The 12765-nt window shown below is 55.0% G+C and carries 12 protein-coding genes; 2 read left to right on the top strand and 10 right to left on the bottom strand.

Features of this window, described 5'->3' with window-relative positions; genetic code table 11:
- The first annotated feature begins 47 nt into the window (after positions 1 to 47).
- Positions 48 to 1289 (top strand): GGDEF domain-containing protein, encoded by a 1242-nt coding sequence (locus A3848_RS19675; protein ID WP_074086570.1) that lies wholly within the window; start codon positions 48 to 50, stop codon positions 1287 to 1289.
- A gap of 144 nt (positions 1290 to 1433) precedes the next feature.
- Here A3848_RS19675 and ypfJ read toward each other — a convergent pair whose 3' ends face one another.
- Positions 1434 to 2180: a KPN_02809 family neutral zinc metallopeptidase gene (ypfJ, locus tag A3848_RS19670; protein WP_074086569.1), complete on the bottom strand. Its 747-nt coding sequence runs from the start codon at positions 2178 to 2180 to the stop codon at positions 1434 to 1436.
- A 233-nt stretch (positions 2181 to 2413) separates the two neighbouring features.
- On the opposite strand from ypfJ, the gene A3848_RS19665 reads away from it, so the two are divergent.
- Positions 2414 to 2620, top strand: a complete 207-nt coding sequence (locus A3848_RS19665) for a hypothetical protein (protein WP_074086568.1) — start codon at positions 2414 to 2416, stop codon at positions 2618 to 2620.
- A 209-nt stretch (positions 2621 to 2829) separates the two neighbouring features.
- Here A3848_RS19665 and A3848_RS19660 read toward each other — a convergent pair whose 3' ends face one another.
- From A3848_RS19660 to hemA, 9 genes are all read right to left on the bottom strand, one after another.
- On the bottom strand, positions 2830 to 3768 hold the full coding sequence (locus A3848_RS19660; protein WP_074086600.1) for an RluA family pseudouridine synthase: 939 nt from the start codon (positions 3766 to 3768) through the stop codon (positions 2830 to 2832).
- A gap of 23 nt (positions 3769 to 3791) precedes the next feature.
- The gene (hemL, locus tag A3848_RS19655; protein WP_074086567.1) at positions 3792 to 5093 is read right to left on the bottom strand and encodes a glutamate-1-semialdehyde 2,1-aminomutase; all 1302 of its coding nucleotides are present in this window, start codon (positions 5091 to 5093) and stop codon (positions 3792 to 3794) included.
- Between the two features lie 61 nt (positions 5094 to 5154).
- Complete coding sequence (gene hemB / locus A3848_RS19650; RefSeq protein WP_074086566.1) at positions 5155 to 6153, bottom strand: porphobilinogen synthase; 999 nt, start codon at positions 6151 to 6153, stop codon at positions 5155 to 5157.
- A 209-nt stretch (positions 6154 to 6362) separates the two neighbouring features.
- Positions 6363 to 7910 carry a uroporphyrinogen-III C-methyltransferase gene (cobA, locus tag A3848_RS19645; protein ID WP_074086565.1) on the bottom strand — a complete coding sequence of 516 codons (1548 nt, stop codon included), beginning with the start codon at positions 7908 to 7910 and terminating at the stop codon, positions 6363 to 6365.
- Between the two features lie 5 nt (positions 7911 to 7915).
- Positions 7916 to 8866: a hydroxymethylbilane synthase gene (hemC, locus tag A3848_RS19640; protein WP_074086564.1), complete on the bottom strand. Its 951-nt coding sequence runs from the start codon at positions 8864 to 8866 to the stop codon at positions 7916 to 7918.
- Between the two features lie 63 nt (positions 8867 to 8929).
- Positions 8930 to 9145, bottom strand: a complete 216-nt coding sequence (locus A3848_RS19635) for a hypothetical protein (protein ID WP_074086563.1) — start codon at positions 9143 to 9145, stop codon at positions 8930 to 8932.
- 170 nt (positions 9146 to 9315) lie between these two features.
- Positions 9316 to 9942: a precorrin-2 dehydrogenase/sirohydrochlorin ferrochelatase family protein gene (locus tag A3848_RS19630; RefSeq protein ID WP_256702480.1), complete on the bottom strand. Its 627-nt coding sequence runs from the start codon at positions 9940 to 9942 to the stop codon at positions 9316 to 9318.
- Between the two features lie 556 nt (positions 9943 to 10498).
- Positions 10499 to 11323 (bottom strand): cytochrome c biogenesis protein CcsA, encoded by an 825-nt coding sequence (gene ccsA / locus A3848_RS19625; protein WP_074086561.1) that lies wholly within the window; start codon positions 11321 to 11323, stop codon positions 10499 to 10501.
- A gap of 5 nt (positions 11324 to 11328) precedes the next feature.
- Positions 11329 to 12720, bottom strand: coding sequence for a glutamyl-tRNA reductase (hemA, locus tag A3848_RS19620; protein WP_074086560.1), 1392 nt, complete (start codon positions 12718 to 12720; stop codon positions 11329 to 11331).
- Positions 12721 to 12765 lie beyond the last annotated feature (45 nt).

The following is a 12765-nucleotide window of genomic DNA, read 5'->3' as shown; positions in this document are numbered from 1 at the left end:
AAATTTTCGGGTATAATCGGAATAACTCCTGAAAGGAAATCAACGTTATGTCCAAAGCAAGGGTATTTGACCTTTTTCTGTTTTTTGCCTCTGTGGCCATAGCTTTCGGCGCGAGGCACGCTATAGTGCTAGACCATACATATCTCAAAGCTCTGATCTTATATTGGGCTTTTTCAAGTATTTATTATCAACTGCGCATTGTGACCCGAAGCGGCAATTCGAATATAGATTACGCGATCAGCTACACCTCCTCTTTCGGGGTTTTCGCAGGGCCTATGGGCACACTTCTGTTCGAGGTACTATACCGGTTTACGGTGTTTTTCTATAAAAAGAAGACCAAAACCGCGGACCCCGGAGAATTTCTGGACACCTTTTACAATATCGGTTCCTTTACCATTGGCGGTTCGGGTGGGTACTACCTGTACACGCTGCTCCATCCTTATGCCGCACATATGCCACTGGGCTACTGGCTGCTGTTTCTTCTGGTAGTCTGTGTAACGACGCTCCTGTCGGCGAGCTTCCTGACGCTTACCTTTGCACTCTCAGGTGATATCACCACCCGCAAAGAAGCTATGGACCTGCTGCTGCACAACAGAAATCTGCTGGACTTCAGCAAGGTAACCTTGACGAATGCTTTGCTGCTGCGGCTGCTGCAGATGGAGAAATGGGAAATGCTGATTGCGCTCTTCCTGCTGAACTATGTCGTGAGCATCTCCTTCTATTCCAAATCACAAAGCGCCCAGCATAAATTTGAACGGGACAAGTTCGAGCAGATGGCCTACCGCGACTTTTTGACCGGAACCTTCAACCGCGCCCATATGGATAAGATGATGAAGGAGCTGAACCACAGCAACGAGTGCATCGGTATCGTGGTGGCGGACATCGACCGGTTCAAAAAAATCAACGATACCTATAACCACGCCGTCGGTGACCGGGTGATCATCCACTTTGCCAATACGCTAAAGTCGCATATGCAGGAAGAGGACATTCTGTTCCGCAGCGGCGGCGAGGAATTCACCATGTTCCTGAGACATAAATCCTTTGAGGACTGCCACGCGCAGATTCAGGGGATTCTGGACACGATTGCCGGACACAGCGTCACTGCCGAGTATGAGGACCAGCGGATCAATGTTGTGTATTCAGCTTCCTTTGGCTTGTATTATTACAAGGCGGAAGTGGGACAGCGGACCTCTATGGAAAAAGGGTATGTGTATGCCGACCAGCTGCTGCTGGAATCCAAGAAGCTTGGCCGTAACCGGCTGTCGTATAAAAATGAACTGGAAGCCTGAGCGGGCAGATGCCCTGTTGTAGCTGCATTGTCTTTTTCAGGGACGGTACCTTTTTTACATAAAACGGCTGCGCCGTCCTTTACTGGACAGCGCAGCCGTTTTGAGGTTCGAGGTTTATGAAGTTGTTGGCCTCACCTGCTTCCCCTAAAGCTCGGTAGCGTTAAAGGTATCGCCGCCCTCAATGGTACCTGAATGGAAGCCTTTGTAGAACCAGCGCTTGCGCTGCTCTGAAGTGCCATGGGTGAAGCTGTCGGGCACCGCATAGCCTTGGGCCTGCTTCTGAATCGTGTCGTCGCCGACCGCACTCGCCGCCGTCAGCGCCTCATCCAGATCTCCCTCTTCCAGCAGATTCATCCCCTGGGCATGCTTGGCCCAGACGCCGGCCAGATAATCGGCCTGAAGCTCAAAACGGACCTGGTATTTGTTATATTCCTTCTCGCTCAAGCTCTGACGGACCGAATCCAGTTTCTCCGTAGTGCCGAGCAGCGTCTGTACATGATGTCCCACTTCGTGGGCAATTACATAGGCCATGGCGAAATCTCCCGGTGCCTGGAAGCGCTGCTGCAGCTCGTCGTAAAAGCTGAGGTCGATGTACAGCTTGGCATCACCCGGACAATAGAACGGCCCCACCGCCGATGTTGCTGTGCCACAGGCCGAATCTACACTGCCGGTATAAAGTACGAGCGTCGGGTCCTGATAAGTCTTCCCCTCTTCCTGGAAAACCCCGGACGTGAGACCACCAAGAATATCACGGGCATTCCCTCCGCTGAGCAGCGTTACAATCACAACAATAATGATTCCTCCGATTCCGCCGCCGATCACCTTTCCGCCGCCGCCCATCCCCCGGCGGTCCTCCACATTCGAGCTGCCCCTTCTACCCTGCCATTTCATGGTGTTCCCCCCATCATATAAACACTATCCAGTCACGCAAATGAATCTTATTTCTATTAGTGTTATATACCCAAAATCCGTTAGCTTGCTTTACTTCACAGCATCCAGTTTCTTACATGCTATTGGCTTTACCTACCGTTCGGGCTGGACACACTTATGGTCCTGTATTTCAGGGTTTCACCAACAAAGACTGGCGGGAATATACTTTAAAAATTAGAAAGGAGGCTGATTGCATGATTAGTGCTGATCCCGTATATCAAATTCTGAAAGGATTTGAACAAAAGCAGGAGGCGGCATACCCGCATGCCGGTGGTGTGGACCCCCGGGATTTCAGAACAGTGATGAAGCATATCTATGAAGCCGGTTATATCGATGCAGGCAAACTGACTCAAGCGGGTCAAGGCTATATTCAGGCGTATGAGCGCCGGCTTAACATCTGATCGGCGAGACACGCAGCAGAATCCGGCATAAGCAGCCGCTACCCTCGGGAATCCGCTTCAGAATGTCATACGTCGAACAAAAGCCCCCCAAGGCTGTGCCGGAGCGCAGCCTTGGGGGGCTCTTGACTTCAGTAAATGGGTTAGCGTGATGAGCAGGCTCACGGGAACTGTATGAGCCGGACCTTATAAACCCCTCATCACCAGGGCATTCAAACCTGCAGATCTGCTCCCAGCTGTTCACACAAGAGCAGCATATCCTCAGGCCATGGATCGGCCACTTCAAGCTGTTCTTTGGTCCATGGATGATTGAACGCAAGCATTTCACCATGCAGTGCCTGTCTTCCGACACCGCCGGAATGAGGAAGCCAATCTGTATTCCAGGCCGGACCGCCGTACAGAGCATCTCCGAACAGCGGATGGCCCATGTGGCTTAGATGGACACGGATCTGATGCGTCCGCCCGGTTTCGAGCTGCACCTTAAGCACGGTACCGCCCTGTAGAACTTCCCGGCCAATGATCCGCGTCACCGCATCCTGCCCGCCCGGAGAGACCCGCCGGCGCGCCGCATGGTGACGGTCTCGGCCAATTGGGGCATCTATTACCTTCAGCCCAGGCGGTACGGTTCCTTGTACGATCGCGGCGTACAGCCGCGAGACGGATTTGGCACGCATAGCCTCGTCAAGTACAAGCTGTGCATACTCATTCTTCGCATACAGCACCGGACCTGTTGTGTCCTTGTCCAGACGGTGAATATGACGTACGGCAATTCCCCCGCCCGAAGCCGCATAATGGGCGGCAACCCCATGATCCAGAGTGATCTCATTCCCGCTGCCATCGGGGTGGACCGCCATGCCCGCAGGCTTATGGACAACGAGGCAGAAGTCATCCTCGAACAACACTTCAAGTGCTGTCCACGACGGCTCAATGCCCGCCTCACGGTAAGGGAACAATCCCAGCCGAAGGCGGTCTCCCTTCCACTGTACGCCGCCCTCGCGGCGCAATCTTGAATGGAGCTTAGCGGGCATGCCCACGGTTTCCAGCAGCCACTGATCTATGGCCGCTGCCGGATCTGTAGCTGCGGTAATTACCCGTCCAGGCATGGCCTCCAGCCATTCTCCGCGGCGGGTCCAGGACCCGCCACCCGTCACGGATAACGGCTCCTTCTCTGCCGTCACAGGGATTTCAAGGCCTGATAATGGGCCTCCAGCGTATCATCAATATCCTGCTCGCTGTGTGCGGCAGAGACGAACATGCCTTCAAATTGTGAAGGCGGAACACTGATGCCCTGATCCAGCATTTTACCGAAATACGACCGAAACCGGTCCAGATTACTGGCTTTGGCTGTATCATAATTGATGACCGGACCTTCAGTAAAGAATGGGCAGACCATGGAGCCCACACGGTTAATGGTTAGCTGAATGCTTGTATCCACCGCGTTGCGCATAAGTCCTGCTTCCAGACGCGCACCGAGGACTTCCAGACGGTCGTACACCTCCGGTGTCAGTAGTCTAAGTGTTGTCAGACCCGCTGCCATCGCAAGCGGATTGCCGCTGAGCGTCCCCGCCTGGTAGATTGGTCCGGTTGGAGCAATCTGCTCCATGATTTCCCTTTTGCCGCCATAGGCGCCTACCGGAAGGCCTCCGCCAATCACTTTGCCGAAGCAGGTAAGATCCGGCTCCATGCCGAACAGCCCCTGGGCACAGCCCCGGTTCACCCGAAATCCGGTCATGACCTCGTCAAAAATAAGCAGCGCACCGTAGCCCGTAGTCACCTTGCGCAGCCCCTCCAGAAATCCCGGAAGCGGGGGCACTACGCCCATATTCCCGGCAATCGGTTCCACAATTACAGCAGCAATCTCATTGCCGAAGCGTTCGAAGGCGATTTTGACCCCTTCCAGGTCATTGTAAGGCACGGTGATCGTATTCATGGCCACGCCTTCAGGCACACCGGGACTATCCGGCAATCCAAGTGTAGCTACACCCGATCCGGCTTTGATTAGCAGACTGTCTGCATGGCCGTGGTAAGAGCCTTCGAACTTAAGGATTTTGCTTCTTCCAGTATACCCCCGTGCCAGCCGGATCGCACTCATGGTAGCTTCGGTTCCGGAATTGACCATGCGCACAATATCAACCGAATGAACCCGCCCGACCACGGTTTTGGCCATTTCCGTCTCCAGCAGTGTCGGTGCGCCAAAGCTTGTCCCTTTGACTGCCGTCTCCTGCAGCGCCTTGACCACTTCAGGGTGGGCATGGCCCATAATCAGCGGACCCCACGAGCAGACGTAGTCAATAAAGCTGTTCCCGTCGATATCATAAATGCGTGAACCCGCACCATGATCCACATAGACCGGGGTCAGCCCCACAGATTTGAACGCCCGGACCGGACTATTCACTCCGCCAGGGATATACTGCTTGGCTTCATCAAAAGCCTTGCGGGAAGCCTCTTCCCGCCGCGCCAAAGGCAATTTGCTCATTGTCACCACTCCTGTCCAGTTCGTATTGTGTTATAGATATGACCCGGCTGCTACCAGGTACTTATCTGCGCAGCCAGCGGGCTGCATCCTTGGCAAAATAGGTAATAATGATGTCCGCGCCGGCGCGTTTCATCCCGGTCAGCATCTCTAGCACAACAGCCTGTTCATCAATCCAGCCTTGCAGAGCCGCCGCTTTGACCATGGAATATTCACCGCTCACATTGTAAGCCACCAGCGGCAGATCGAATTGATCACGGATGGTGCGGATCACATCCAGATAAGCCAAAGCCGGTTTCACCATCAGCATATCCGCACCCTCAAGCACATCTGAATCCGCTTCGCGGATCGCTTCGCGCAGGTTGGCCGGGTCCATCTGGTAGGTTTTGCGGTTTCCGAACTGCGGTGCGGAGTCAGCGGCTTCACGGAACGGCCCGTAGAAGGCCGAAGCATATTTTACCGAATATGACATAATCGGCACATGCTCAAATCCGTTCTCATCCAGTCCGGCACGGATCGCATGCACGAACCCGTCCATCATATTCGACGGAGCGATAATATCCGCACCCGCCTGAGCCTGAGACACTGCCGTGCGGGTCAACAGGTCCAGCGAAGCATCGTTAATCACATCGCCATGCACCACGCCGTCCACCGTATGGGTATGAACCATGCCGCAATGTCCGTGATCCGTGAATTCACAGAGACAGGTATCGGCAACCACGAGCAGCTCGGGGTACCACTTTTTAATCAGCCGTGTGGCTTCCTGCACAATGCCATCCTCAGCAAACGCAGACGAGCCGACCGCATCCTTAGTTTCGGGAATCCCGAACAGCAGTACAGCCGGAATGCCCAGCGCCGCAATCTCGTCCACTTCCGCCTTCAGCGTATCCAGCGAAAAATGATACACGCCCGGCATCGAGCTGATCTCACTTTTCACACCTGCTCCATAGGTGACAAAAATCGGCTGGATGAAATCCAGCGTATTCAGGATCGTCTCCCGCACCATGCCCCGAATTCCTGCTGTTCCGCGCAAACGGCGGTGTCTTGTAATTGGAAACCCCATGATATTATCCTCCTGTACAGTACATATATAAACCCAAATCGAGTGAAGGCAAAACCCAGTCAATCCCCAACGGTCATGACAATAACCATTCCAATCCGGCCAGGCACGACAAAATCCCTTCTATTTCAGCGAGCTATAACATTAACAATCCACTTCAGTGAGCCCGATCAAGAACCCATCGATCTCAGCCAGTCACGACAAAGCCCAATTCACTTCAGCCTCGTGGTCTCGTTCCAGCGGCAGAGCTCCTGCACCAGCGCTTCAATCGTCGCTTCTTCAGGAAGAAGTCCCGGTGTCAGCCCCGCCTCTACGGCGGTTTGTTCAGTCACGGGACCGATACAGGCAATCTTGACGCCTGCCAGCAGCGGAAGCGGATCTTCAAGCCCCATGCGCTGCAGAATGCTGATGAAGTTGCGAACCGTCGATGAGCTGGTAAAAGTCACTGCGTGGATCCGCTTTTCTTCCAGCAGCTTGAGCAGCTCGATATCGTCTTCACCCGTCACCACGGTCTCATAGGTGTCCACTTCGGTCACCTCCAGGCCGAGCTCCCGCAGCTTGTCCGGCAGCCACTCGCGCGCCAGATCGCCGCGCGGAAGAAGCACCTTCTGCCCCGGCTGCAGCCTTGGCCCGAAGGCTTCAAGCAGCCCCTCTGCCTGGAAGCGTCCCGGCAGCTCCTCGGCCACCAGCCCGCGCTGCGCAAGCGCCGCGGCTGTACCCGGACCCACCGCGCCGATCCGGGCGCGGTGCAGCCTGCGGATGTCCACCTTCAGCTCCGCCAGGTGGCGCCAAAAAAACTCCACGCCGTTCGCGCTCGTAAAGAATACGTAATCGTATTCTTCCAGCGACGCCAACGCGGCGGCAATACCTGCTTTCTGCTCGGCACCTTCGGGCATCCTCGTCTCAATGACCGGGAACTCGTACGGCTCTCCGCCGAGCTCCTCAATCCAATCCACCAGCTCGCTGGCCTGGCTGCGGGCCCGTGTAACCACAATGCGCTTGCCGAACAGCGGCAGCGCCTCTGCCCACATGAGCTGCTCGCGCTGCAGCACAACCTCGCCGACAACGATCACGGCCGGCGACTGGAAATCAGCGGCCTTCACCTTCGCTTCAATGTCAGCGAGCGTCCCCGTAAGCGTCTCCTGATCCGCACGTGTCCCCCAGCGGACAAGCGCCACCGGCGTCTCCGGCGGCCGTCCATGCTTGATCAGCTGGGCGCTGATGTAGCCGATTTTGGCTACGCCCATCAGAAATACCAGTGTACCCGTTGCATTGGTCACTTTATCCCAGTGAATGGAATGGTCCAGCTTATCCGGGCTTTCATGGCCTGTGATAATGGACAGTGAAGAAGCCATATCCCGGTGGGTCACCGGAATGCCAGCATACGCCGGAACACTGATCGCCGAGGTAATCCCCGGCACAATCTCATAATAAATACCGTGTCTGCGCAGCAGCTCCGCCTCTTCACCCACACGTCCAAAAATCGTCGGGTCCCCGCCCTTCAACCGGACTACCGTTTTGCCCTCCAGCGCCAAATCAACGAGCAGCTGATTGATCTCTTCCTGCTTCATCGTGTGGCGGTCCGGGAGTTTGCCTACATATATTTTTTGCCCGCCGGGCTTCATCCATTTCAGCAGCCTGGGACTGGCCAGCCGGTCGTATACCAGCACATCCGCCTTCTTAATACAATCCAGACCTTTTACCGTAATCAGCCTAGCATCCCCAGGTCCCGCACCTACCAGATATACCTTCCCCGTCATTTCTCTCATCCCCTTGCATCCGCCAAAATCTGTTCCGCTCCTCTGGCGATGAGCTTCCTGGCCACCTCTTCACCCAGCTGCGCCGGGTCATACCCGCTGCAGGTTTCCTTCAGGATGACCGAGCCATCCGGTGTTCCCACCATTCCTGTCAATGTAATCAGCCTTTGGGAGGCTGACTTCACAGCTTCATTGTCCAGCTCGGCAAAAGCGCCAATCGGCACCTGGCAGCCGCCATTGAGAGCGCCCAGAAAAGTCCGCTCCGCCGCTACCGTAAGCGCCGTCTGCTCATCATTGTATAACGCCAGCAGCTTCCGCAGCTCCGCATCATCCACCCGGCACTCGATCCCGAGTGCGCCTTGCCCTACAGCAGGCAGGCATACCTCCGGCGGCAAATACGCAGTTACCCGGTCCTGCCAGCCCATCCGGGCCAGCCCCGCCGCCGCCAGCAGAATGGCGTCGTATTCGCCGTTCGCAAGCTTACCCAGACGTGAGTCGATATTGCCGCGCACCGGCTCAATCTGAAGATCGGGCCGCAGCGCTACAAGCTGGCTGGAACGGCGGAGGCTGCTTGTGCCTACGCGCGCACCCTGCGGCAGATCTTCGAGCGCAAGACCGCCGTTTGAAATCAGACAATCGCGGGGGTCCACGCGTTTCGGAACCGCACCATTCATCAATCCCTCCGGCAGTTCGGAGGGCATATCCTTCATACTATGTACAGCCATATCTATCTCATGGGCCAGCATCGCCTGCTCAATTTCCTTGACGAACAATCCCTTGCCGCCAACTTTGGACAGCGTTACATCAAGAATCCGGTCTCCCTTAGTTACAATCTTATGAACTTCAAACGTAAACCCAAACCCATGCTCCCCGCTCAGCCGCTCCAAATCGGCAATCACCTGCCCCGTCTGCGTGAGCGCCAGCGCACTTTGTCTGCTGCCTACAATAATCTTCCTCATGCCTCATCCCTCCTGGTACCTGGTAACTGCCTCTGCCTTTGTTTAGCCCACTTCCAGCCTGGGCTACTCATTCAAAGGTATTTCTACCTTTGTTTCGCCCACTTCCAGCCTCGGCGCGTCATTAAAAGGTATTTCTACCTTTGTTTCGCCCACTTCCAGCCTCGGCGCGTCATTCAAAGGTATTTCTACCTTTGTTTCGCCCGCTTCCAGCCTTGGAGCGTCATTCAAAGGTATTTCTACCTTTGATTCGCCCACTTCCAGCCCCGGCGCGTCATTCAAAGGTATTTCTACCTTTGTTTCGCCCGCTTCCCGCGCAGGCTACCTGCGTCTCATTTGACGAAAACCCCATCTCATAACTCACACATTTAGAGTCATCAAGGCACGTTTTCCTCTAACCTAACGCCTTCCTGCAGCCTGACCTATTCCTCAGACTGCCAGCAGTTCACTACTTATTTTTCTAAATTTCGGGTGATCCAGTCGTCGATCTCGTCCGCACCCCACTCTATAAAGGTGCCCTGTCGCATCTCATTCAACACATCAACTTCGCCTAGCCTGCGCAGAAGCCGTCCACGCAGCTCCGGCGGCAGTTCCCTGCGCTTGATCTCTGTCCGCAGGTTGTGTAACCAGTCCAGATAGGGCTCATACTCTTCGCCCAGAATCCCAGCCAGCTGCTCCGTGATCTTCGCAGCTGCCGACGGTCCCGCGCCTGAAGTCGACACGGCGACCGTTAGCCGCCCCCGGCGAAGTACGCCGGGGGTAATGAAGCTGCCCGCCTCGGCCCGGCTGGCTACATTCACCGGAAGGCCCAGGCTGCGCGCCTCCCGGGCCACCGCCTCATTCACCGCCGCATCGTTGCTGGCGGCGTAGACCAGCAATGCCCCCCGTATATCCCCGGGGGCATAGGGGCGGCTGATCCAACTCAGCCGCCCCGCTTCAGCCAGCGCGGCTAACGTCCCGGTCAGCGAAGGGCTGACCAGAACCACCGCCGCCCCGGCTTCTATAAGCGCGACCACCTTGCGCTCCGCCACCGCGCCGCCGCCAATGACAACCACACGCTGGTCCTGTAGATCCAGCATAATGGGAAAATACTTCACCATCCAGCCACACTCCTACTCCTGCCACCAACACATCCACTAGCCTGTAACGCAAATCCAACCGTCTACAACGCACATTAGATTCCCGTACCCGCTCCAGGAGAATTTATCGTCAATTCAATCTAGCGCGTACATCGAGCCCACTAACGCATATATCAAGCCCTTCATCGCAACACCCACAAAAACCAGCAGGAACCCATCCACTTCATCTGAACCAGTATCAAAATTCCCGCACCCGCGTTATCCGAATTTCACCGTCAATCCAATCTCAATTTTACTACTGTCAAGACCAAATAGAACCCCTTCAGCTATCATTCTTTCTTATACTTACCTCGGGCGGTGACCTGTCAACCTCAGCTTTACTGACAGCATGTGGATGGTTAGCACACTTATAGCCCTATAGATGAACTTAGATTTCATAAAAGAAGGGCTAATTTCTCACTTTCGTTCATTGTCACTTAACTATGAAGTGTCACTCCACAAGGTAAGCCGTTAGTTTTTTTACCCTAAAGAACATCAGTCTCCACATAGCACTCCCCTAGCCCCCCCAGCCGTGAAACTCCGACCAGGAATTGAGCAAAAAATTCAAAATAATGAACCCGTACCCGGCAATAGCCCAGCGGGCCATAGAGGTCCCGCTGCGGCGGGCAGAGCGCTTGAGGAAGATATAGGCAATGTAGACCGCAAGCCCAATCAGGGTGGTCAGCACCTTAGAATCCTGAAACAATGGAGTCCGCCCTTCAGCAATAATCGACATTCCGGCCAGCACCAGTGAAGCCAGCAGCAGGGGAACCCCGGTCAGAATCGCGGTATATGAATATTTGTCCATGGTCTCAAGGCTCGGCAGGCGGCGGATGCGATCATCCCATTTTTTGTGCTTCAGCCGCGTATGCAGGAACAGATACATTATGGCAAACACCGTTCCCAGTGTCAGGGCGGCAAAGCTCAGGTTGGCCAAAATGATATGCATCGCCAGCCACCCGTGCACCGCACTCCAGCTCTGCAGTGTATGATCCTCGGCAGTCAGCCAAACTCTGTTCAGCAGGAAGACACTGAAGCCTGCCATGCTGAGCAGCAGAATCGTAAATTCTCCGCCTCGGGTGTAGGCAATCGCAAGTGAGGTCAGCACAATAATGAAGGAGAACCAGAACAGGAAATCATACGGTGTAAAAATCGGCAAACCGTTCTCCTGTGAGAAGCGGATCGCCAGACCGGAAGATTGCAAAAGGCCAACAAAAACAAGAAGCCCTGTGCCCAGCCGCTTCCCGCCCGGATTCCGCTTAAGGCAATCCGAGAAAACAAACAGCAGGCTCAGGGCATATAGCAGCAGAGCTGTATCATATATTCCATTCAGCAGTTGCATCTGGTTCACCCGCCCAGCAGGCCTGCCGGAGCGAACACCGACTTCGGCAGCGTATACTCGCTGGCGGAATCGCGTTCAGCTTCCTTTCGTTCCGGCTCTGCAGAACTTCCGTCGTCTGTCCCTGTGCCAAGCTGCTCCTGAAGCGCAAAGATTTGTGTAAAATACTCCAGCGCTTCGTTTCCCTGCTTGCCGCCGGACAGCTCCTTAATGACATTGATCGGATCATGCATCATCTGATTGACAATGCTCTTCGTGAGGCGGCGGATGACCTTGCGCTGATGCTCGTCCAGTTCCGGCAGCTTATTGAAGAGACTATCCATCGTATCTTCATATATACCATTGGATTTATCCTGCAGCGCACGGATCACCGGCCGGACCCCCATGGTCTTCAGCCACATCTGGAAATCTTCCAGCTCGGCTTCGATCATAACCTCGATCTTGGCGGCCTCTGTACGCCGCATTTCCAGGTTGGTCTCTACAATGCCTTCCAGATCGTCAATATCGTACAGAAACACATCCGGGACGCTCGCCGCCGCCGGGTCAATATCACGAGGCACAGCTATATCAATCATGAACAGCGGGCGCGATGGGCGGCGCTTCATGTTCTCGGCCACTTGAGCGGCTGTTAGGACATAGCCATCCGCTCCCGTCGAGCTGATCACAATATCCACTTCATCGAGATGCTGTAAGGCTTGCTCAATCGTGCTCGGCTTGCCCGAGAACTTCTCGGCAAGCTCCACAGCACGCGACAGCGTCCGGTTGGCGACAATCACTTCCGCCGCGCCGCTGCTGTACAGATGCTTCACCGTCAGCTCGCTCATTTTGCCGGCGCCAAGAATCAGCACTCTTTTGCCGGAGAACATGCCAAAGATCCGCTTGCCCAGCTCCACAGCCGCATAGCTGACAGATACTGCACTCTCGCCAATCGATGTTTCGCTGTGAGCGCGTTTGCCCAGTGTAACCGCCTGCTTGAACAGCCGGTTGAACCAGGTTCCTGTCACCCCTTCGCCCTGGGCAGTCAAAAAAGCACTGCGCACCTGTCCCAGGATCTGCGTCTCACCGATCACCATAGAATCCAGACCGCAGGTTACGCGGAAGAGATGGGCAATCGCCTGCTCGTCTTCATATATATACATATGCTGTGCAAAAACATCGCTTTTCACTCCAAACCACTGCTCCATATAGCTGCGGATGAAATATCCGCACATGTGAAGCCGGTCCACAACCACATAAATTTCTGTCCGGTTGCAGGTAGCAACGACGACCCCTTCCAACACGCTTTTGGTCTGCATCAGCTGATGTAACGCCGCAGGCAGATCCCTCTCGGCAAAAGCGAACTGTTCCCTGACCTCTACGGGTGCCGTGCGGTAATTCAGGCCAACGACGACAATATGCATCGTTTGTTCACCATCCTAATCTCTATTCATTGGTGCAGGCACTGT

Source organism: Paenibacillus sp. P32E (genome assembly GCF_001909085.1).
GTDB classification, from domain to species: Bacteria; Bacillota; Bacilli; order Paenibacillales; family Paenibacillaceae; genus Paenibacillus_AQ; species Paenibacillus_AQ helianthi.
Note: the sequence above shows the minus strand (reverse complement) of the source record. Positions and strands in the feature narration are given on the sequence as shown.

What these genes read in the sequence shown, in the direction of transcription:
- ypfJ (WP_074086569.1), bottom strand. Translation starts at nt 2,180, where the DNA reads ATGAAATGGCAGGGTAGAAGGGGCAGCTCGAATGTGGAGGACCGCCGG.
- hemA (WP_074086560.1), bottom strand. Translation starts at nt 12,720, where the DNA reads ATGCATATTGTCGTCGTTGGCCTGAATTACCGCACGGCACCCGTAGAG.
- hemL (WP_074086567.1), bottom strand. Translation starts at nt 5,093, where the DNA reads ATGAGCAAATTGCCTTTGGCGCGGCGGGAAGAGGCTTCCCGCAAGGCT.
- cobA (WP_074086565.1), bottom strand. Translation starts at nt 7,910, where the DNA reads ATGACGGGGAAGGTATATCTGGTAGGTGCGGGACCTGGGGATGCTAGG.
- hemB (WP_074086566.1), bottom strand. Translation starts at nt 6,153, where the DNA reads ATGGGGTTTCCAATTACAAGACACCGCCGTTTGCGCGGAACAGCAGGA.
- hemC (WP_074086564.1), bottom strand. Translation starts at nt 8,866, where the DNA reads ATGAGGAAGATTATTGTAGGCAGCAGACAAAGTGCGCTGGCGCTCACG.
- A3848_RS19675 (WP_074086570.1), top strand. Translation starts at nt 48, where the DNA reads ATGTCCAAAGCAAGGGTATTTGACCTTTTTCTGTTTTTTGCCTCTGTG.
- ccsA (WP_074086561.1), bottom strand. Translation starts at nt 11,323, where the DNA reads ATGCAACTGCTGAATGGAATATATGATACAGCTCTGCTGCTATATGCC.
- A3848_RS19630 (WP_256702480.1), bottom strand. Translation starts at nt 9,942, where the DNA reads ATGCTGGATCTACAGGACCAGCGTGTGGTTGTCATTGGCGGCGGCGCG.
- A3848_RS19665 (WP_074086568.1), top strand. Translation starts at nt 2,414, where the DNA reads ATGATTAGTGCTGATCCCGTATATCAAATTCTGAAAGGATTTGAACAA.